This window comes from Arthrobacter sp. 9E16 (assembly GCF_002929435.1).
Taxonomy (GTDB): domain Bacteria; phylum Actinomycetota; class Actinomycetes; order Actinomycetales; family Micrococcaceae; genus Arthrobacter_B; species Arthrobacter_B sunyaminii.
In genome coordinates, this window is sequence record NZ_PJIU01000003.1 from 184,183 (window position 1) to 202,645 (window position 18,463).

Below are 18,463 nucleotides of genomic sequence, written 5' to 3' on the forward strand. Positions count from 1 at the left end.
TTCGCTTGGACATGGCTTACGCGGTTTCTGTGTCACGCTTTCGAGTTCAGACAGTGCCGCCTGGGCAGCCATGAATCCGGAGGATGGAATGAGTCACACCACGATACCGAGGACAGTTGAAGGGTCAGCGGACAGATCCGGCAGGCAGCGGGCCGGAAAGACCAGCCTTTGGTGGGCCATGACTATTGAACCGGAGGAGAAGGGGTCGTGTGACGGGTGGGTCAAGCATGTTGTTGCGCCGCTGAGCGCGCAGGCGCGGAACTGGGGTGCCGGCCGGGTGGGCTTCTCACGCAGCGAAGATGAGAACAGCCCCTCCCTAAACATGAATGTGGTGGCCCCCGCCGACGTGGTGGACCGTGTGTGGGACTTTGCCAACGCGCTGGCTCTCCGGTCCGGCCCGACGCTTGGCTCCGTAAAGCTTGCTCAAACCCAAACCAAGGCATTCACCCCGCCATGGGCGGGGCCGGTGCCACGGCAACTGGAACCACTAGTGGCAAAGTACGGTGGCATACAAGGTATGGAGCTGGCGGGCGAGATCGCGGAGGTTTCCTCTGACCTGGCTATTTGGGCGGTCGGCCGTTTCCCCGGCAGCAACATGCGCTCGCCGCTGGCCGCACTGCTGCTCTTCGACACGTGCCACAGCATGATGCGGGGGCCGCGGTCAGCTGTGTGGGCTGACCGTCGGACAGTGAGCTGGACGTACTACTGGGACACGCACCTGCGCAGCTGCACTGCTTCCTACGGCCTCCGCTCGGAGCACGCGCGCCAGATGCTGAAGGACCAGCTTGCTCCGCGGATTGTTCCTGCCCACCGGATCATGGCCGCCCTTGCCTCTGAGCCTTCCGTTGACGTTTGGCGCAAGCGCTGGGTGCGTGCTGTCGACCAGTACCTCTACGGCGCGTACAAGGCGCGGGTCAGCCGCAGTGCGCAGCAGATGACCATGACCCAGGGCAGGCATCTGCTCAACCGCCTGGGCATTTCCGTGCGTGATGAGGCTGCACTCGGCTTGTACGCCCGTGCCTGGAGCAAGGAACTTGAGGATGACCTTGCGCGAAAGGACGCTCCGAGACAGTAAGCCGGACGGCCGCCGGACCCTGTCTACCGTGGTGAGAGGACGGCGGCAACCCGTTCCAGTGCCCCCGGGATAATGGAGTAGTAGGCCCAGACACCTCGCTTTTCGCGGTGCAGGATGCCGGCGTCCACGAGGATCTTCAAGTGATGCGACACGGTGGGCTGGCCCAGGCCGACCGGCTCGGTGAGATCGCAGACGCACGCTTCCTTGTTCTCCTGTGCGGCGATCAGGGAGACCAGGCGCAGCCGCGTCGGTTCCGCCACGGCTTTGAGCAGCTGGGCGAAACGCTGGGCATCCTCGGCACTGAGCGCTTCGGACGTTACCGGCGTGCAGCAGGCTTCGGCGACGGGGTCGGTGGCTGTCTGAACGGTGGTCACTCGTCCATTATGCACCTAGATTGACATCCGTCGATGTCTGGGAGAATACTCGGGATTGAAGGATATCGATCTTTCTCGATGCCTGCTGTCTCAATTGCCTCAAGGAGTTACGTGAGCATCCCCGCCACACCACCCCAAACCGGTCAGGTCACTGCCCGGCTGTCGACCCTGGACCGCTTCCTGCCCGTGTGGATCCTGACCGCCATGGTGACCGGCCTGCTGCTGGGCCGTCTGGTCCCCGGCATCGGCCCGGCCCTGGACTCGGTCAAGGTCGCCAATGTGTCCCTGCCCATCGCCGTCGGCCTGCTGGTGATGATGTATCCGGTGCTGGCCAAGGTCCGCTACAACGAAACCTCCAAGGTGGTGGCAGACCGGAAGCTGATGGTCACCTCGCTGGTGCTGAACTGGGTGGCCGCGCCGGCCTTCATGTTTGCGCTGGCCTGGATTTTCCTGCCGGACCTGCCCGAGTACCGCACCGGACTGATCATTGTGGGCCTGGCCCGCTGCATCGCCATGGTGATGATCTGGAATGACCTGGCCTGCGGGGACCGCGAAGCCGCCGCCGTGCTGGTGGCGATCAACTCCGTCTTCCAGGTCCTGGCCTTTGGCGCGCTGGGCTGGTTCTACCTGCAGGTGCTGCCCGGCTGGCTGGGGCTGGAAACCACCAGTGTTGAGTTCTCCTTCTGGGCCATCACGCTCAGCGTCCTGATCTTCCTGGGCATCCCGCTGCTCGCCGGATTCCTGACCCGCACCTTCGGCGAACAAGCGAAGGGCCGCGACTGGTACGAGGGTACGTTCCTGCCGAAGCTGGGACCGTGGGCTCTCTACGGACTGCTGTTCACCATCGTGCTGCTGTTCGCCCTGCAGGGGGACGAAATCACCTCGAACCCGCTCGACGTCGCCCGGATCGCACTGCCGCTGCTGGTGTACTTCGTGGTTGTCTTCAGCGTCGGCATGCTGCTCGGCAAGATCCTGAACCTGGGCTACCCGCGCACCACTACACTGGCGTTCACCGCCGCCGGCAACAACTTCGAACTGGCTATCGCCGTGGCCATCGGCACCTACGGGGTGACCTCCGGGCAGGCCCTGGCCGGCGTCGTTGGGCCCCTGATCGAAGTCCCGGTGCTGGTGGCCCTGGTTTACGTTGCCCTGTGGGCGCAGAAAAAGTACTGGCCCTCCGCCGCACCCGCCTCTCCAGAAATGACGAACCGATGAGCACCACCGAAACCACAACCGAGCCCTCCGTTCTGTTTGTCTGCGTACACAACGCCGGCCGGTCGCAAATGGCCGCCGCATACCTGCGCACCCTGGGCCAGGGGCGGATCGAGGTCCGCTCCGCCGGCTCCTCACCCGCAGACTCCGTTAACCCCGCCGCCGTGGCGGCCATGGCAGAGGACGGGATCGATATGTCCGCGGAACTGCCGAAGGTCCTGACCACCGAGGCCGTGCAGGAGTCCGACGTCGTGATCACCATGGGCTGCGGCGATGCCTGCCCGATCTTCCCCGGCAAACGCTACGAGGACTGGAAACTCGAGGATCCCGCCGGGCAGGGCGTGGAAGCGGTCCGGCCCATCCGGGACGACATCAAGGTCCGGATTAAGGATCTGATTGCAGACCTGCTGCCCGAGCACGCATAAAGGAGAACACCATGCCTGAGAACACCGAGATTTCCGAACTTCCCGTCGCCGTGATCGGTGCCGGACCCGTGGGCCTGGCCGCCGCCGCAGAGCTGCTCGAACGCGGCCTGACCCCGATCATCTTCGAAGCCGGTGCCACACCCGCTTCCGCCGTCGCATCCTGGGGCCACATCCGCCTGTTCTCGCCGTGGCAGTACGACGTCGACGCCGCCGCCCGCCGCCTGCTCGCCCCCACGGGCTGGCAGGAACCGGACGCCGAAACCCTTCCCACCGGCGCCGAGCTCCATGAGCAGTATCTGTCACCGCTGGCCGCCGTCCCCGCGATCGCCGACGCACTGCACACCTCCACCCGGGTTCTCGCCGTCAGCCGCGAGGGACTGGACAAGACCCGCACCGGCGGCCGGGAGAACACGCCGTTCCTTCTCCGGGTGCAAGACGCAGAGGGTGCGGTCATCGATTACCGGGCACGCGCCGTCATCGACGCCTCCGGCACCTGGCACACTCCGAACCCGCTGGGCCAGGCAGGGCTGCGGGCAGTCGGGGAAACCGACGCGTTTGAGGCAGGGCTGATCACCGGCCCGCTGCCCGACGTCGTTGGCCGCGACCGCGCCCGGTTTGCCGGCAAACACGTCCTGGTGGTCGGCGCCGGGCACTCGGCGGCGAACACCCTGCTGGCGCTGGGCGAACTGGCGGAGCAGGAACCCGGCACCCGGATCAGCTGGGCCATCCGCAGCGCCTCCGCCAACGGGGTTTACGGCGGCGGCGACCTGGACGGCCTGCCCGCCCGCGGCGCGCTGGGAAGCCGGCTGCGCACGCTGGTGGCGGACGGCCGGATCGAGCTCCACACCTCCTTCACCATCACCGGCTTCAAAACCTCCGATACCCTGGCCGTGATCGGCAATACGCCCGCCGGCGAGAAGCAGCTGGACGTGGACCTGCTGGTGCCTGCCACCGGTTTCCGTCCGGATCTGGACCTGCTGCGCGAAATCCGGCTGGACCTTGACCCTGCCGTCGAGGCACCCAGGGAACTCGGTCCGCTGATCGACCCCGAGTTCCACAGCTGCGGAACCGTGGCACCGCACGGCGCCAAGATGCTCTCCCATCCGGAGAAGGACTTCTACATTGTCGGCATGAAGTCCTACGGACGTGCCCCCACGTTCCTGATGGCCACCGGCTACGAGCAGGTCCGTTCCATCGCCGCCGCCCTGGCCGGAGACCAGCAGGCCGCCGACGACGTTCAGCTGGTCCTGCCCGAAACCGGCGTCTGCTCCACGGACCTTGGCGGCAGCTGTGATGCGCCTGCTGATGGGGCAGCGGAAGCAGTGGCCTGCTGCGGTGTACCCGAAGCGGAGCCGGAAACGTCGTCGTCGTGCTGCGGTGCTCCCGAAGCGGCACCGGAACCTGCCCCGGCGGCGTCGTCCTGCTGCAGCGCACCCGAACCGCAGTTCCTGGGTATTCCCACCGGACTGGAACACGGCCGCTCCGCGGCTCGGGAGAGCTGATTGCCCGCCACCTCGGGGCGGGATGTTGATGTCCTGGTGATCGGGGGCGGCCAGGCCGGTCTCGCCGCGGGGTTCTACCTGAACCGGCTGCGGCGGGACGAGGCCTCGGGCCGCTCCGGCCCGGCTCCAACCTTTGCCATCCTGGACGCCAGCGCGGAGCCCGGCGGTGCGTGGCAGCACTACTGGAACAGTCTGGAACTGTTCTCCCCGGCGGCCTACAGCTCCCTGCCCGGCTACCGGATGCCTGCCTGGCAGGGCGAAGGCAACCCCTCCGCCGACCACGTTGCGAACTATCTTCGCACCTATGAATCGCGCTATGACCTGCCGGTGCACCGCCCGGTCCGGGTGGAAGCTGTTCGCATGGGTGAGGGCGGCGGATACGTCGTTGATACCGACCACGGGCGGTGGACCAGCCGAGTGGTCATCAACGCCACCGGAAGCTGGAACACCCCGGACATTCCGCGGTTGCCCGGAAGTGACGGGTTCACCGGACAGCAGCTGCACACCGCCGGCTACCGGGGTCCGGAGTCTTACGCGGGACGAAACGTCGTGGTGGTGGGCGGCGGCAATTCCGGGGCTCAGATCGCCGCGGACCTTGTCCCGACCGCCCATGTCACTTGGGTGACCCGGACGCCGCCGCGGTACCTGCCCGACGACGTCGACGGCCGGGCACTGTTCGACATCGCCACCCGCCGGGTGAAAGCTCTCGCTGCCGGGGAACCCGGAACTGGCGGGGTCGCTTCCTTGGGAGACATTGTTGCCGTTCCGGCGGTGCGGAAGGCCCGTGACGCCGGGCTGTTGGATGCCCGGCCGATGTTTGCCCGCCTTCTTCCCGGGGGAGTGCAGGAGGAGGACGGAGGCAAGCTGGATGCAGACGTCATCATCTGGTGCACCGGCTTCCGGCCGGACCTGCAGCATTTGCAGCCTTTGGGCCTGACCCTGCGGAACGGGGTTCCGGCGACTGATGCGCAGCTGCCCGCCCAATCCGTCGACAGCCCCGGGTTGTTCTTCCTTGGCTACGGAGACTGGTGCGGACCGGCATCAGCCACGCTGATCGGTGTGGGGTCACGGGCGCGGGACACCGTGGCGGCTGCCGCGAGTTTCTTGGTTAGGTAACGGACACCGTGCCTCCAGGATGCTCGCGTGTTGGAGCTGGCCCCGGAGCGCTTTGGGCTAGGCTCCCCGCATGGGAAACCAACAGCGCACACCGGAAGAGGAATACCGACGCTACGCCCGGCCTGAACCGGGACGCGCCGGAGACTGGGTGGAAGTGATCGACGATGGCGGCGGGCGGCAGATCGAAGCCGGCCACACGGCGGGTCCGCCGTACGGGGCCGTCGAGAATCCGGACTCCACCGGCACGGCGAACGTCACCGCTTCGGCGTCTGCGGGTCCTTCGCCGCAGCAGCGCCGCAATTGGAGCCTTTGGGCAGCCTGGGCGCTGGTGGCACTGATGCTGGTCCTGGGGTTGGGGTGGCTCTTCGGGTTCGTCGCTTCGCCGTGGGACGATTACCAGGCTCAGGCCTCGGGTTCCGGACTGCCCGAGACGCAATCCCAGGAGCTGCGGCTGAACCTGTATACGCTGGGGCCTTCGATGACCGCTGCTGGAGTGCTGGGAGCCGTCATCCTGCTGGCCGTGCAGGCGACAATGTTCCACCGGTCCCCGCGGGCGCACTAAGTCCAGAACTCACTTGAGGCACTATCCGGCTAAACGGCCTATGGGCGCCTGGCGTTCCTCAGCGGATCAGCCAGAGCTGCGAACTCACCGGGAGTCCATCCGGTGGCACGGCGGAAGTCGCGGGAGAAGTGGGCCTGGTCCGAATAGCCCAGGCCTGCTGCAATTCTGCTGAGTGAACCGCAGCCTGACCTCAGCTCCTGCCCGGCGTCCTGCAGCCGCCGCTGGCGGATCAGCCACTGAGGAGTGACACCCAAAAACCGGCCGCACAGCCGCTGCAGGGTCCGCTCATTCAAACCGACGGCGTCAGCCAGGGATACAACACTGACGATGCCCGGGTCTTCTTCCACCCGGGCCGCCACACGGTTGGCCAGGGCGGCCTCACGGGTGTCCGGGCCAAGCAACATGAACCGTTCCTCCACCAGCTGCTGCACGGCAACATGCACCTCGGGAACGGCGGGATGCTCCCGCATCAGCTCACGCACGCCGGGCACCAGATCAGCCAGGAGCGGGACGTCCGCCAGATCCAGGTGGCGGTTTGCCAGCGTGGAAACATCCCGGCCGAGCAGCGTCCGGCCAGCGCCGGGCCGGACCATCACTCCGAAGGTCCATCCGCTGCCCTTCAGCGTCACCCGGGCCGCCGTCGTCCGGGGTCCGATCAGCCGCGCATATTCTGCGGAGATGCTCAGCAGGCACAGGGGATAGGTAAGGATCCGCTGTTCGCGGGACTCTCCTTCGGGCACCTCCCACACCGGAATCCAGAAGACGCGCAACCATTGCCGCACCGCCGGGTCCGGCTCGTAGCGGTAGATGGTGAATGACCGGTCGTTCGCGTCGCGCAGGTGACCTCTGCTGATTTCGCTTCCGCCGCCGTCGTCGAACATGTTTCACGCCCCGGTCGCTGTCGGATTTGTTCAAGACACCCTGCAGGGCGCCGAGTAGGTTGAGGAAAACCTAGCCCAGGACAGGCGATACGTGGAGGGAATCATGGAAACAGCTTTGCAGGTGTGGCGCAGCCGCGCGGATTTGTTCAGCTCGGTGGCCGCCCGGACCAGTGATTGGAACGCGGCTACACCGTGCACGGAATGGACCGCCCGAGACGTCGTGGACCACGTGGTGTCCACCCAGCGGGAATTCCTGGACCAGCACGGACTCGCCGGCCGCATGCCCGACGGCGGCGATCCGGGGGAGATCTGGCGCAGCCATGAACGCCTTGTGTCCGGGCTGCTGGCCGATCCTGCCATCGCCGGGCGGGCATTTGACGGCTATTTCGGGCCCGATACCGTTGGCGGGACACTCGCCGGGTTTTACGGCGTCGACCTTATTGTGCACCGCTGGGATCTAGCCGTGTCCCAAGGGCTGGACGCCGAGCTGACCGGCTCGGATCTGGAGGCCGTGGACGCGGCGATGGATGTGTTTGGCCGGCAGGCCTATGAGCCCGGGCTCTTCGGCCCGCCGGTTTTGGTTCCGGACGTCGTCGTCGACCGCTGCAGCCGGGTTCTCGCCCGGACGGGGCGGCGGGCTTAGGCCCGGACCAGCGGGGCTTGTGCTGTCTCCTCAGGTCCGGACCCCTAAAGCGAACCCACCGACGCCGGATCGGCCAGCAGCCCGGAGAACACGAGCTCGGCAGCACCCACGAGCAGGAGATCCGTGCCCAGGGCGGCGCGGCGGATGGACACTTTGCTGCCCAATCCGCCGATGGCACCGGCCGACACCCCGGACTCCAGACGGCCGGGGACGAAAGAGTGCAGCACGCCCAGGAAGCCGCCGAGCACGATGGTGCCCGGGTTGAAGATGTTCACGAAGTTGGCCAGGGCCTCCGCGAGCAGGTCCAGCTGCCGGTTGGCTTCGGCGATCAGCGCGGGGGAGCTGTTCTGCGTCATGGCGTCTTCGAGCTGGTCCTGATCAGCATGGTCCAGCCCCAAAAGCGCCAGCAGCCTGCCCAGGCTGACCTCCGTTTCCAGACAGCCGCGGCGCCCGCAATGGCAGGGTGTGCCTCCGGGGGTCACCACGGTGTGGCCGAGTTCCCCGGCGAAGCCCGCCGCCCCGCGGAGCGGAACGCCGCCCACCATTGCGCCGCCGCCGATGCCGCTGGCGCTGCCGTTGAGATATACGACGTCGGACGCTCCCACCGCTGCGCCGAACAGGCTTTCGGCCAGGGAGCCGAGATTGGCATCATTTGCGGCGCGCGCCGGTAATCCCAGGCCGGTGCTCAGGGCTGCCGCGAGCGGCTCGTTGGCCCATTGCAGGTGCGGGGCGAGCAGGACGGAACCGTCGGTGCTGTTGACCAGTCCCGGCACGGCTGCGCCCACTCCGATGACCCGGGTCATGCCCGCCAGCTCGGTCTGCATGCCTTCGACCACTGCCTTGGAAATGTTGACGGTCTCCGTCACCGACGGCAGGGACCCGGCGTCGTACCGGACCCTGCGGTGGACCTTGCCGCCCAGCCCCACCACGCCCACCGTGACCGCATCGACGTCGGGATGCACGGAAATGGCCGCAATGCGATTGTTCGCGTGAACCAGCGGACTAGGCCGGCCCACCCGTTTGAGGGCAGGCGGCTCCGTCTCGTACGCGAGTCCCAGTTCGCTGAGTTCGGCCACGAGCGCGCCAACAGTGGAGCGGTTGAAACCGCAAAGACGGGTCAGATCGGCACGGGAGAGCGGTCCGCGGCGGTGCAGGAGGGTCAGGACGCGGGAGAGGTTCTGCGCGCGGATACTCTCCGTGCCGGAGGGGGTGCCGTTGTGCATGCTCTGCCGTTTCTGCCGGGAAGTTGTTTGCCTGCGTTGTTCCGGACCGCAAACCGGACCGTTTCTCAGCGTAACCCCATGTGGACGCGGATGTCCGGTTTTGTTGTGGGGAGACAGAAATATGGTCCAGGGAGGGTTGACGGGCGCATCTAGGGAGGCAAAAGGCATTGACAGCGGAGCCCGGGAGCCATAAGTTGTTGTTCCCAACTAATATCGGCTTTTGGAGTGAATTGTGACAACGACGCCCTCACCTTCCGACCGTTTTACCTTTGGCCTCTGGACAGTGGGCTGGACCGGCAATGACCCGTTCGGTGTTCCCACCCGTGCGGAGCTGGATCCGGTGGAGGCCGTCCACCGGCTCGCCGATCTGGGTGCGTACGGCATCACGTTCCACGACAATGACCTGATTCCGTTCAACGCCACGGCCTCCGAACGCGAGCAGATCCTCAAGAACTTCCGGGCAGCCCTGGCCGAAACCGGCCTCAAGGTTCCCATGGTCACCACCAACCTCTTCAGCCATCCGGTGTTCAAGGACGGCGGTTTCACCTCCAATGACCGCTCCATCCGCCGTTTCGCGCTGCGCAAGGTCATGGCCAACATGGACCTGGCCGCCGAAATGGGTGCTGAAACCTTCGTCATGTGGGGCGGGCGTGAAGGCTCCGAGTATGACGGCTCCAAGGACTTCGCCGCCGCCTACGACCGGATGAAGGAAGGCGTCGACACGGTCGCCGGCTACGTCAAGGAGAAGGGCTATAACCTCCGCCTTGCGCTGGAGCCCAAGCCCAACGAACCCCGCGGCGACATCTTCCTGCCCACCGTCGGCCACGCGCTGGCCTTCATCAACGAGCTGGAGCACGGCGACATTGTCGGCCTGAACCCGGAAACAGGCCACGAACAGATGGCCGGGCTGAACTTCAACCACGGCATCGCCCAGGCACTGTGGGCCGGCAAGCTCTTCCACATTGACCTCAACGGGCAGAAGTCCATCAAGTTCGACCAGGATCTGGTGTTTGGCCACGGCGACCTGACCAGCGCCTTCTTCACGGTGGACCTGCTCGAAAACGGTTTCCCCAACGGCGGCCCGCACTACGAGGGTCCCCGCCACTTCGACTACAAGCCTTCCCGCACCGAAGGCTATGACGGCGTCTGGGAATCCGCGAAGGCCAACATGTCCATGTACCTCCTGCTCAAGGAACGTGCCCTCTCCTTCCGCGAAGACCCCGAGGTCCAGGAAGCGCTGACCACCTCCGGTGTATTCGAGCTGGGCCAGTCCACGCTGGCCGCCGGGGAAAGCACCGCGGACCTCCTGGCCGACACTTCGTCCTTCGAAGACTTCGACGCAGACAAGGCAGCCGAACGCTCCTTTGGATTTGTCCGGTTGAACCAGCTCGCGCTGGAACACCTCATGGGCGCCCGCTAAAGAGCCGCCGTACTGCAACGCCGGGTCCGTTGCCACGGGCCCGGCGTTGCAGTGTCAAAAGAGTAAGCAGCGTTTGAAGAGAAGCAGTGTTTGCAGAGTTGCACCGAAAACTATGAAAGGTACCGCCATGGCACTGGTCGCCGGAGTGGACAGCTCCACTCAGTCCTGCAAAGTGGTCATTCGGGATTCCGCCACCGGCGCCCTGGTCCGCTCCGGAACCGCTCGGCATGCCGAGGGCACCGAAATCGATCCCGAAATCTGGTGGCGTGCCCTGCAGGAAGCGATCCAGGCTGCGGGCGGGCTCGACGACGTCGAGGCCGTGGCGGTTTCCGGCCAGCAGCACGGCATGGTGTGCCTCGATGAGGACGGCGCGGTGGTCCGCCCGGCCCTGCTGTGGAATGACGTGCGTTCCGCGGCGGCGGCAGACAAGATGGTCTCCGAGGCCGGACCCGACGGCGCGGCCTACTGGGCGGGGGAAACCGGCACCGTGCCGGTGGCCTCGATTACTGCGGCCAAGCTGCACTGGCTGGCGGAGAATGAACCGGAAAATGCTGCCCGCACTGCTGCGGTCTGCCTGCCGCACGACTGGTTGAGCTGGCGGCTGGCCGGCTACGGCCCGGGCAGCGGCCGCGCCGGGCTCGAGGCGCTGCGCACCGACCGCTCGGATGCGTCAGGAACCGGTTACTGGTCACCGGCCACCGGTGAATATCTTCCCGCCGTGCTGGAACAGACTCTGGGGCATGTACCGCTGCTGCCTCGGGTGCTCGGGCCGCTGGAAGCGGACCAGCGGACGCCGTCGGGCGCTCTCATTGCACCGGGCACCGGGGACAACGCCGGGGCCGCCCTGGGCGTGGGAGCCGGGGTGGGCGACGTCGTCGTGTCCGTAGGCACCTCCGGCACCGTGTTTGCGGTGACCGACGATCCTTCCGCCGACGCCACCGGTCTGGTGGCCGGATTTGCCGATGCCACCGGCCACTTCCTGCCGCTAACCGCCACGCTCAATGCCTCACGGGTCCTGGATGCCACCGCAGCGCTGCTGTCCGTAAACCTTCCTGAACTGACCCGACTGGCACTCGCTGCATCGGACGGCGCCGGCGGGCTGAGCCTGGTGCCCTACTTTGAAGGGGAACGGACCCCGAACCTTCCCGACGCCACGGGATCGCTGCACGGAATGACCCTGGCCAACTTCACGCGGGAGAATCTGGCGCGCGCCGCCGTCGAAGGCATCGCCTGTTCCCTGGCAGATGGCTTGCAGGCGCTGCGAAACCTGGGTATTGAAGCCCGCCGGGTCATCCTGGTTGGCGGAGGGGCCCGCTCCGAAGCGCTCCAGCACGCCGTTTCTGCAGTGTTCGGCCTGCCCGTTACCGTGCCCTCCCCAGGGGAGTATGTGGCAGACGGGGCGGCGCGGCAGGCGGCCGCTGTGCTCACCGGTGCTTGGCCGGAGTGGATGGCCGCGAGCGAATCCGTGGTGAACGCAGACGCCGCGCCGCAGGTTCTGGCAGCATACCGGCAGGCCGCGGCCACGGCAGGGTGAACTGAAGCCTGCGCCCCCAACCGAGGTGTGACCGGGGTAGGTTGAGCCCATGAAACTTTGGGGGCAGGCAGCACTAAGAGGCGGTATTCCGCTCGTGATGATGTCGGGAATCTCCGTCGCGCTTTATGCGCAGGGAGAAGCGGAGGATGGGCGCGGCACGCTGTTCGCCGCGCTCATTTTCGGCGTGGTAGCGGCAGCGTCCGTTATTTACGACGTCGAGAGGTGGACGCTCGCCCGGCAAACGATGGTTCACTTTGTCGTGATGATCGGAACCGTCCTGCCGCTGCTTTTTCTCAGCGGCTGGTACCCCACACGGACGGCCGCGGACTATTTCGCCATTGTGGGGATGTTTCTGCTGGTGGGGCTCGGGCTCTGGACTGCTGCATTTGTGGTGTTTGGCGTGCTGGTTCCCCGGTTCCAGGCACGGTCCACGCGTGACGTGGACACCCGTCAAGAGCCGACTTTCTGAAATTTCGCGAAGAATTCCGGAATCCTTGTAAAAGTTCTGGAATTACGTAATTATTGGGCATGGCCAAAGAACAAGATGCCGGGCGGGAAGCACTCGAGGCCCGGCTGGAAGCGCTGGAGACGAGGCTTGGCGCCCTCGAGCAGCAGATGGAGTCGCGGCAGCAATCGCCGGACGCAGACCCAGCGGACGTGTTCTGGGCGCTCAACGGACTGCGGGACCGCTACCCCGATCCCGGTGCCGTTCTTTTCGCCGGCACCGCCAGGACTGCGGGCGGTGCGCGCTATGAGTATCAGTACGGACTGGAAACGGGGCATCTGCTCGACGTCGACTGGACACAATTCGCCGACTCGCTGGCCTCGCTGGGACATCCTGTCCGGCTGGCTGTCCTGCGGGCGGTCCTCGGCGGAACGGAAACCGTGGCCGGGCTGGTGGAGGACCTGAGGCTGGGAACCTCCGGACAGATGTACCACCACATCCACCAACTGACGGCCGCGGGCTGGCTGACACCGCACGCCCGGTCCCGCTATTCGATTCCCCCGGCACGGGTCATTCCGCTGCTGGCCATTCTCACCGCTGCCTCCGGAGGTAACTGAAATGGGAAATCAACGACGAAAGATCCTGGGGATCCTGACGGCGGCCGCGGTTTTGGCCTGCGGGCTCCTGGCCGCACCCTGGACGCCTCGGTTGTCCTCCGACGTCTCCGGGGACAGAGCCTTGGCCGAAGCCGTCCGGCCCTTGCTGCAGAAGCCTGCCGACCAGGTCAGCGTGGTCTACCTGGAGGACGGCGACGCCAGGTTCGCCGGGTTCGGCGCCGACGAACACACCGAATTTGAAATTGGCTCGATATCCAAGACCTTCACGGCTGCGCTGCTGGCGGACGCCGTCGGGCGCGGTGAGTTGACCCTGGAAACGACCGTGGCGGACATCCTGGGACCGGAGCTGGCCGACTTTGACGCCGAAATCGGCACAGTCACCCTTGCAGAGCTGGCGAGCCACCGCTCCGGACTTCCCCGTCTGTCTACGGATCCGATGTCGGTGGCATCGCTCTTGCTGGGAAACGCTTTGCACCGCGACCCGTATCCGGCCTCACCGGCCGCGGTGCTGGAGCACGCCCAGTCGGCCCCGGTGGGCGGGCGGGGCAGCGTAAGCTACTCCAACCTTGGCTACGCCTTCCTGGGTCAGCTTCTCGCCAAAGCAGCAGGCATGACTTACGCCGATCTGCTGCAGCAGCGCATCCTGGATCCGCTGGATATGAAGGACACGTACGTGCCGGTGACCGCTGACAACCTGCGTGCAGGTGCCCCGACCGGCCGAAGCGCCAGCGGGCTGGGCCAGGGAGCCTGGACAGGCAACGGCACCGCTCCGGCCGGCGGAATCCGGTCAACCGCCGCAGACATGGCGCGGTACACCCAGGCTCTCTTGGCGGGCACCGCACCGGGTTCGGAAGCGCTTGATCCGCAGTGGGATGCCGGCGACGGCGAACAGGTGGGACTGGCCTGGTTCACCCAGGTCTCATCTGAAGCACTGGACCGGGCTGTGACGTGGCACAACGGCATGACCGGCGGGTTCGCTGCCATGGCGGCACTGGAGCGCGACGCGGGACGGGCGGTGCTCATCTTCTCCAACGTGGCAACAGGCCAGGAAGAAGCCGCCCTGACACTGCTGAAGGAGGGTATCTGATGGCCTTCTCCCTTCTCGCCTGGCTGCTGGCCGGTGTTCTGGCGGTGACCTGTCTGGCCGTGGCCCGGTCCGCGTGGAACTTCGGCGGCCGGGGTCCCGGCATCAGCCGCATGGCCCTGCTGTCCAGCATGCTGGACGCAGCCGCCACCGCGGCGTTATTCCGGTTGGCCCTGCCCTGGAGCGCCGGAACCACGCTGCTGTGGGTGGTGGCCATGGCAGCTTTGGCAGTGGCGGTCGCCGGCGCGGTCATCCGCTGGCCGGAGCTGCCGTCGCATGCGGGGCTGCTGGACTTCGAGGAATCCGAACCCGGCACCACGGAATCCGACAGCCCCGAGCCCGGCAGCGGAGTCACGCTCCGGACCAAGCCTTCGCGAAAGGTGAAGAAGAAGTCCAAGAAGAAGGAACCCGGACGGACGGCAGTGGCAGTGCGCGCGGGCGTGCTGGCCGCCGTCGTCGTTCTCTCCTTTGCCGTGGGGTAGGCAGTTAGCCGGCGGCGGTCATCTCGCGCAGGAAGCGGACGGCGGCGAGGTCGTCCTCGGGACCGCCGCCCTCGTGCCCGTTGAACGGCCACGCCGTGATCTGCTTGGGCCCGGCGTAGGCGTTGTACGCGGCATACACGGTGGACGGGGGAGTGATGGTATCCATGAGGCCGGCCCTGAACAGCGCCGGAACCGTGGCCTGGGCGGCGAAGTTCACGCCGTCGAAATAGCGCAGCGTCTGTTGCGCACGCTCGGCTTCGGTACGGTGGACGGCGAGGAAATCACACACTTCGCGGTAGGGATACGCATCGGTGATCTGCAGGGCGCGCGGAAAATCGGACAGGAACGGCACCCGCAGCACGGCACCCCGCAGGTCCGGGCACAGTCCGGCAACAGCCAGGGCGACGCCGCCGCCCTGGCTGATCCCGGTCACCGCCACCCGGTCCGGGTCCACCGCGGTCAGCTCGCGGGCGGCCTGAACCGCCCGGACGGCATCGGTAAACAACCGGCGGTAATAATAGGTCTGCGGATCCAGGATGCCGCGGGTCATGACCCCGGGGACCTGCGGTCCGCCGCTGCCGGCACCGTCCGGTGTGGCACCCCGGCTCCAGGAAGCTCCCTGGCCGCGCGTGTCCATCTGCAGGTGGGCAAATCCGGCGCCCGCCCACAGCAGGTTCTCGTGCGCTTCGCCGCGCCCGCCGCCGTAACCGACATACTCCACCACGCACGGCAGCGGTCCGGTGGCCCCGTGCGGCACCCGCAGCCAGGCCCGCACCGGTTCACCGTTCCAGCCGGCGAACTGCACGTCGTAGACATCGATCGCGTCCAGCACCGTGGGTTCGGCAGTGACCTGCAGATCCAGCGGATGCGAGCGCGCCTGTGCCAGGGTTTCGGACCAGAAGTCGGTGAAGTCCTCCGGCCGGGTCTGGCTGCTGGTGTATCCCGCGAGCTGGTCGGCGGGCAGATCGGTATACATGCGGCAAGCCTAGCGCGTGACCCGGACATCGCAATGCAGTCGCGGGGTGTGATTCACCGGCCGCCATGGCCGGGATGCCGAACCGGGTTGGCAGCAACGATGCGCTGCTGTGTGCGCATCAGGGACAGGGTGCCGACGGCGGCATCCACGGGTTTGGTGCCGAAGGGCCGGGTCAGCTGGCCCAGACCGTGCGGCAGGATTTCGGCCAGATCCGGTGCCGGGGTCATGTCGTGCTGGTGCGGGGCCGCTTCGCCGCACTTGCTGGAAACCCCCACCCGGGGAGCGGGCTGAAGGACGTTAGCGCTCCGGCAGTTCGGCCTCGGTAGCGGGCCGGGCTGCGGCATCGGGCTGGTCTGCAGTGTCCGGCTCCGGTGAAGCGGCTGTGCCTTCCAGGGCCGCCGGGCCGCCCCGCCGGTAGGCCGGCGTGGCGATCGCAAGAACCAGGAACATGACGGCGCAGCAGGCAATGATCACGCCGGACATGGCAAGCGCCCCGCCGCCGAACACGCCCACGAGGGGGCTGACGACGCCGGCCACGCCCACCTGCAGCGCACCGATCATGGCTGCGGCCGAGCCGGCCATGTGGCCGTAGTTACCCAGCGCAATGACGGTGGCGTTGGCCGCGATCAGCCCGTGCATGCCCAGCACCAGCCAGAGTCCGGCGGCCAGTCCGAAGACGCCGCCGATGCCGGTGATGACCACGACGGGCAGCAGCAGGGACAGCCCCAGAATTACCGGCACGGTCACCCGGAGGATGCGGGTGGGCGAGGAGCGGTGGACCAGGGCGGCGTTGACCTGGGCGGAGATGACCATGCCGGCGCCGTTGATGGCGAACACCAGGGCATACTGGCCGGGCGTCAGGCCGTATTCATCCTGGAACACGAACGGTGAACCCACCACATAGCTCATGATGACGGCCATGCCCAGGCCGGGGATGAATGCCAGGGCCAGGAAATGCCGGTCCCGCAGCAGCACCTTGTAGCCGCGGAAGACGCTCGGACCCCCGCGGGTGCGCCGGCGCTCCGCAGGCAGTGTTTCGGGCATGAACCGCCAGACAATAAGGACCAGCACCAGGCCGATGAGGGCGAGGGCAACAAAAACCGCCCGCCACTGCCAGATGCCGGCCACCGCCTGGCCGATGGTTGGTGCCAGCAGCGGTGCCAGCCCGATGACCAGCATCAGCCGCGACAGCAGCCGGGCGGCATCCGAACCGACAAAGCGGTCCCGGATGACGGCGATCGCCACCACGCCGGCCGCCGCATTGAAGAATCCCTGCAGCACCCGCAGGCCGATCAGCGTTCCGATTCCGGGCGCCACGGCACACAGCAGCGAAACAATGACGTGAAGGCTGATGCCGATCAGCAACGGCAGGCGGCGTCCGAACCGGTCCGAGAAGGGGCCGATCACCAGCTGCCCGACGGCGGCGCCAATCAGGGTGCCCGACATGGTGAACTGGGCTGCGGCCTGGCTGGTGTTCAGCTCCGAGGCGACGGTTGGCAGCGATGGCAGGTACATGTCCGTGGTGACCGCCGGAAGCGCCGCGAGGGCACCCAGCATCAGGATGTACTTGATCCCTGGACGGTAGCTGGGGCGGACGCCCGGGGTCCTGGGGGAAGTGCTCAACGGGTTCCTTCGAAGTGTGTGGGGGAGAGTGTGGGGGGAGTGGCGGAAAAATGTGCGCGCAGGCAACAAACTCCCCGTCCAGCCTAGGCGCCTAGGGTGCAGCGGAACAAGGGTGCCGGGGAGTGGCGTGCACCACTGACGGCCGGAATCCTATGCTTCTGAGCGGCCACGGTTTGACCGCACTCCAGTTAGTGCTGCTGTTCGGCCCGCAGCTGCACGGTGTCCAGAAAGGCTTGCACCATGAGCGGGTGATCCAGGCCGAGCGCCACCTCGATGACCGGTACGGGCCCGGCGTCGCCGTGGTGCTCGCTTTCTCCCGGCTGCAGCCGCCGGTCCACCAGTGTCTGGCCGCGGCTGTGCCCGGAGAGTTCCACCCGTACCGGATACCGCAGCAGCTCCACCGTCTGCGGAACGGCAACGAGGCAGGCAGCTCCGGCGTCGCCGATGGTTACCGGCTTGGGATCGGTTCCGCCGCCGCGGAGCCCGCCCACGGTGAGGATATCTCCGACCAGACGGACGCCGTCGTCGTTGGACCGGGCGAGCGGAAGGTACTGGGCGGGTTCCAGCGTCGCCTGGACAAACACGTCCAAGCCGTACATGACGGTGGGAATGCCGCTGTGGATCACCATGGCCAGGGCTTCGGGGTCATGCCAGGCGTTGAACTCGGCATGTGAGGTTGCGTTGCCGATGCCGGCCGAGCCGCCCATGAACACGATGCGGTCCAGTTTGCGGGCCGTGGCGGGGTAGGCCCGCAGGAACAGCGCCACGTTGGTTAACGGCCCCAGTGCCAGCAGCGTGACGGGAACCGGAGAGTCCTCAACGGTACGGTGCACCAGTTCGACGGCGGCCAGGGCGGCGGGGGAGTGAGGGCTGCGCGGAAGCTCGAGTCCGCCCAATCCGTTGGCGCCGTGGAAGGCGTGGGCGTTCCGGGGCTCGTTGAGCAGCGGCCGCTCCGCACCCCGGGCCACGGGAACGCTGCCGGCTCCGGCGGCATGCAGCACGTCCAAGGTGTTCCGGACCACCTGGTCCACATCGGTGTTGCCGGCCACGCAGGTCACGGCCAGCAGGTCGATGCGCGGGTCGCGGGCCAGGAACACCAGTGCCAGGGCATCGTCCATTCCGGTGTCGACGTCGGCGATTACGGCTGCGGGAACGGCAGCGTTTTCGGGGGCGGGATTCATCAGTGCTCCGTCGGGTTTGGGATTTCAGTCTAGCCAGCGTCCGGCTGGTCATTGACCGTGAAACAGGCACGTTTCACACTGGGAGGAA

General features: G+C 66.8%; 20 protein-coding genes. 13 read left to right on the forward strand and 7 right to left on the reverse strand.

Annotated features, from left to right (window positions below; genetic code table 11):
* The first annotated feature begins 178 nt into the window (after nucleotides 1-178).
* Nucleotides 179-1,075 carry a lantibiotic dehydratase C-terminal domain-containing protein gene (locus CXR00_RS13165; protein ID WP_104055022.1) on the forward strand — a complete coding sequence of 299 codons (897 nt, stop codon included), beginning with the start codon at nucleotides 179-181 and terminating at the stop codon, nucleotides 1,073-1,075.
* A gap of 23 nt (nucleotides 1,076-1,098) precedes the next feature.
* Here the strand turns inward: CXR00_RS13165 and CXR00_RS13170 are convergent, their stop codons facing one another.
* Nucleotides 1,099-1,449 carry a helix-turn-helix transcriptional regulator gene (locus CXR00_RS13170; protein ID WP_104055023.1) on the reverse strand — a complete coding sequence of 117 codons (351 nt, stop codon included), beginning with the start codon at nucleotides 1,447-1,449 and terminating at the stop codon, nucleotides 1,099-1,101.
* Between the two features lie 78 nt (nucleotides 1,450-1,527).
* On the opposite strand from CXR00_RS13170, the gene arsB reads away from it, so the two are divergent.
* From arsB to CXR00_RS13195, 5 genes are all read left to right on the forward strand, one after another.
* Nucleotides 1,528-2,664 carry an ACR3 family arsenite efflux transporter gene (arsB, locus tag CXR00_RS13175; protein ID WP_104055024.1) on the forward strand — a complete coding sequence of 379 codons (1,137 nt, stop codon included), beginning with the start codon at nucleotides 1,528-1,530 and terminating at the stop codon, nucleotides 2,662-2,664.
* The gene (locus CXR00_RS13180) at nucleotides 2,661-3,086 is read left to right on the forward strand and encodes an arsenate reductase ArsC (RefSeq protein WP_104055025.1); all 426 of its coding nucleotides are present in this window, start codon (nucleotides 2,661-2,663) and stop codon (nucleotides 3,084-3,086) included. The genes arsB and CXR00_RS13180 overlap by 4 nt, the downstream gene beginning before the upstream one ends.
* A gap of 11 nt (nucleotides 3,087-3,097) precedes the next feature.
* The gene (locus CXR00_RS13185; RefSeq protein WP_104055026.1) at nucleotides 3,098-4,588 is read left to right on the forward strand and encodes an FAD-dependent oxidoreductase; all 1,491 of its coding nucleotides are present in this window, start codon (nucleotides 3,098-3,100) and stop codon (nucleotides 4,586-4,588) included.
* Nucleotides 4,589-5,704: an ArsO family NAD(P)H-dependent flavin-containing monooxygenase gene (locus tag CXR00_RS13190; protein ID WP_104055027.1), complete on the forward strand. Its 1,116-nt coding sequence runs from the start codon at nucleotides 4,589-4,591 to the stop codon at nucleotides 5,702-5,704.
* A 70-nt stretch (nucleotides 5,705-5,774) separates the two neighbouring features.
* The gene (locus tag CXR00_RS13195) at nucleotides 5,775-6,266 is read left to right on the forward strand and encodes a hypothetical protein (protein WP_104055028.1); all 492 of its coding nucleotides are present in this window, start codon (nucleotides 5,775-5,777) and stop codon (nucleotides 6,264-6,266) included.
* A gap of 38 nt (nucleotides 6,267-6,304) precedes the next feature.
* On the opposite strand, the gene CXR00_RS13200 is transcribed toward CXR00_RS13195, so the two are convergent.
* Nucleotides 6,305-7,147, reverse strand: coding sequence for a helix-turn-helix transcriptional regulator (locus tag CXR00_RS13200; RefSeq protein ID WP_104055029.1), 843 nt, complete (start codon nucleotides 7,145-7,147; stop codon nucleotides 6,305-6,307).
* Between the two features lie 103 nt (nucleotides 7,148-7,250).
* Between CXR00_RS13200 and CXR00_RS13205 the strand changes: the two genes are divergently transcribed.
* Nucleotides 7,251-7,790 carry a maleylpyruvate isomerase family mycothiol-dependent enzyme gene (locus CXR00_RS13205; RefSeq protein WP_146068507.1) on the forward strand — a complete coding sequence of 180 codons (540 nt, stop codon included), beginning with the start codon at nucleotides 7,251-7,253 and terminating at the stop codon, nucleotides 7,788-7,790.
* 44 nt (nucleotides 7,791-7,834) lie between these two features.
* On the opposite strand, the gene CXR00_RS13210 is transcribed toward CXR00_RS13205, so the two are convergent.
* Nucleotides 7,835-9,013: an ROK family transcriptional regulator gene (locus CXR00_RS13210; RefSeq protein WP_104055031.1), complete on the reverse strand. Its 1,179-nt coding sequence runs from the start codon at nucleotides 9,011-9,013 to the stop codon at nucleotides 7,835-7,837.
* 232 nt (nucleotides 9,014-9,245) lie between these two features.
* On the opposite strand from CXR00_RS13210, the gene xylA reads away from it, so the two are divergent.
* From xylA to CXR00_RS13240, 6 genes are all read left to right on the forward strand, one after another.
* Nucleotides 9,246-10,433 carry a xylose isomerase gene (gene xylA / locus CXR00_RS13215; RefSeq protein ID WP_104055032.1) on the forward strand — a complete coding sequence of 396 codons (1,188 nt, stop codon included), beginning with the start codon at nucleotides 9,246-9,248 and terminating at the stop codon, nucleotides 10,431-10,433.
* 127 nt (nucleotides 10,434-10,560) lie between these two features.
* The gene (locus tag CXR00_RS13220; protein ID WP_104055033.1) at nucleotides 10,561-11,967 is read left to right on the forward strand and encodes a xylulokinase; all 1,407 of its coding nucleotides are present in this window, start codon (nucleotides 10,561-10,563) and stop codon (nucleotides 11,965-11,967) included.
* Between the two features lie 49 nt (nucleotides 11,968-12,016).
* Nucleotides 12,017-12,436, forward strand: a complete 420-nt coding sequence (locus CXR00_RS13225; RefSeq protein WP_104055034.1) for a DUF3021 domain-containing protein — start codon at nucleotides 12,017-12,019, stop codon at nucleotides 12,434-12,436.
* Between the two features lie 59 nt (nucleotides 12,437-12,495).
* Entirely contained in the window at nucleotides 12,496-13,029 is a 534-nt protein-coding gene (locus CXR00_RS13230) for a helix-turn-helix transcriptional regulator (protein WP_104055035.1), read from the forward strand.
* Nucleotide 13,030: 1 nt separating this feature from the next.
* Complete coding sequence (locus tag CXR00_RS13235) at nucleotides 13,031-14,116, forward strand: serine hydrolase (RefSeq protein ID WP_104055036.1); 1,086 nt, start codon at nucleotides 13,031-13,033, stop codon at nucleotides 14,114-14,116.
* A complete protein-coding gene (locus tag CXR00_RS13240; protein ID WP_104055037.1) occupies nucleotides 14,116-14,595 on the forward strand; it encodes a hypothetical protein in 480 nt (159 codons plus the stop codon). The genes CXR00_RS13235 and CXR00_RS13240 overlap by 1 nt, the downstream gene beginning before the upstream one ends.
* 4 nt (nucleotides 14,596-14,599) lie before the next feature.
* Here the strand turns inward: CXR00_RS13240 and CXR00_RS13245 are convergent, their stop codons facing one another.
* From CXR00_RS13245 to CXR00_RS13260, 4 genes are all read right to left on the reverse strand, one after another.
* On the reverse strand, nucleotides 14,600-15,571 hold the full coding sequence (locus CXR00_RS13245) for an acetylxylan esterase (RefSeq protein ID WP_104055038.1): 972 nt from the start codon (nucleotides 15,569-15,571) through the stop codon (nucleotides 14,600-14,602).
* A 53-nt stretch (nucleotides 15,572-15,624) separates the two neighbouring features.
* The gene (locus CXR00_RS13250; protein ID WP_181032560.1) at nucleotides 15,625-15,798 is read right to left on the reverse strand and encodes a hypothetical protein; all 174 of its coding nucleotides are present in this window, start codon (nucleotides 15,796-15,798) and stop codon (nucleotides 15,625-15,627) included.
* Nucleotides 15,799-15,868: 70 nt separating this feature from the next.
* Nucleotides 15,869-17,128, reverse strand: coding sequence for a multidrug effflux MFS transporter (locus CXR00_RS13255; RefSeq protein WP_104055472.1), 1,260 nt, complete (start codon nucleotides 17,126-17,128; stop codon nucleotides 15,869-15,871).
* A 254-nt stretch (nucleotides 17,129-17,382) separates the two neighbouring features.
* Nucleotides 17,383-18,375, reverse strand: coding sequence for a nucleoside hydrolase (locus CXR00_RS13260; protein WP_104055039.1), 993 nt, complete (start codon nucleotides 18,373-18,375; stop codon nucleotides 17,383-17,385).
* Nucleotides 18,376-18,463: the final 88 nt, after the last annotated feature.

Coding starts and splice junctions, on each gene's coding strand:
- CXR00_RS13235 (WP_104055036.1), top strand. CDS start 13,031: ATGGGAAATCAACGACGAAAGATCCTGGGGATCCTGACGGCGGCCGCG.
- CXR00_RS13195 (WP_104055028.1), top strand. CDS start 5,775: ATGGGAAACCAACAGCGCACACCGGAAGAGGAATACCGACGCTACGCC.
- CXR00_RS13210 (WP_104055031.1), bottom strand. CDS start 9,013: ATGCACAACGGCACCCCCTCCGGCACGGAGAGTATCCGCGCGCAGAAC.
- CXR00_RS13165 (WP_104055022.1), top strand. CDS start 179: ATGACTATTGAACCGGAGGAGAAGGGGTCGTGTGACGGGTGGGTCAAG.
- CXR00_RS13230 (WP_104055035.1), top strand. CDS start 12,496: ATGGCCAAAGAACAAGATGCCGGGCGGGAAGCACTCGAGGCCCGGCTG.
- arsB (WP_104055024.1), top strand. CDS start 1,528: ATGCCTGCTGTCTCAATTGCCTCAAGGAGTTACGTGAGCATCCCCGCC.
- CXR00_RS13205 (WP_146068507.1), top strand. CDS start 7,251: ATGGAAACAGCTTTGCAGGTGTGGCGCAGCCGCGCGGATTTGTTCAGC.
- CXR00_RS13225 (WP_104055034.1), top strand. CDS start 12,017: ATGAAACTTTGGGGGCAGGCAGCACTAAGAGGCGGTATTCCGCTCGTG.
- CXR00_RS13240 (WP_104055037.1), top strand. CDS start 14,116: ATGGCCTTCTCCCTTCTCGCCTGGCTGCTGGCCGGTGTTCTGGCGGTG.
- CXR00_RS13180 (WP_104055025.1), top strand. CDS start 2,661: ATGAGCACCACCGAAACCACAACCGAGCCCTCCGTTCTGTTTGTCTGC.
- CXR00_RS13185 (WP_104055026.1), top strand. CDS start 3,098: ATGCCTGAGAACACCGAGATTTCCGAACTTCCCGTCGCCGTGATCGGT.
- CXR00_RS13200 (WP_104055029.1), bottom strand. CDS start 7,147: ATGTTCGACGACGGCGGCGGAAGCGAAATCAGCAGAGGTCACCTGCGC.
- CXR00_RS13255 (WP_104055472.1), bottom strand. CDS start 17,128: ATGCTGGGTGCCCTCGCGGCGCTTCCGGCGGTCACCACGGACATGTAC.
- CXR00_RS13245 (WP_104055038.1), bottom strand. CDS start 15,571: ATGTATACCGATCTGCCCGCCGACCAGCTCGCGGGATACACCAGCAGC.
- CXR00_RS13250 (WP_181032560.1), bottom strand. CDS start 15,798: ATGACCCCGGCACCGGATCTGGCCGAAATCCTGCCGCACGGTCTGGGC.
- CXR00_RS13220 (WP_104055033.1), top strand. CDS start 10,561: ATGGCACTGGTCGCCGGAGTGGACAGCTCCACTCAGTCCTGCAAAGTG.
- CXR00_RS13260 (WP_104055039.1), bottom strand. CDS start 18,375: ATGAATCCCGCCCCCGAAAACGCTGCCGTTCCCGCAGCCGTAATCGCC.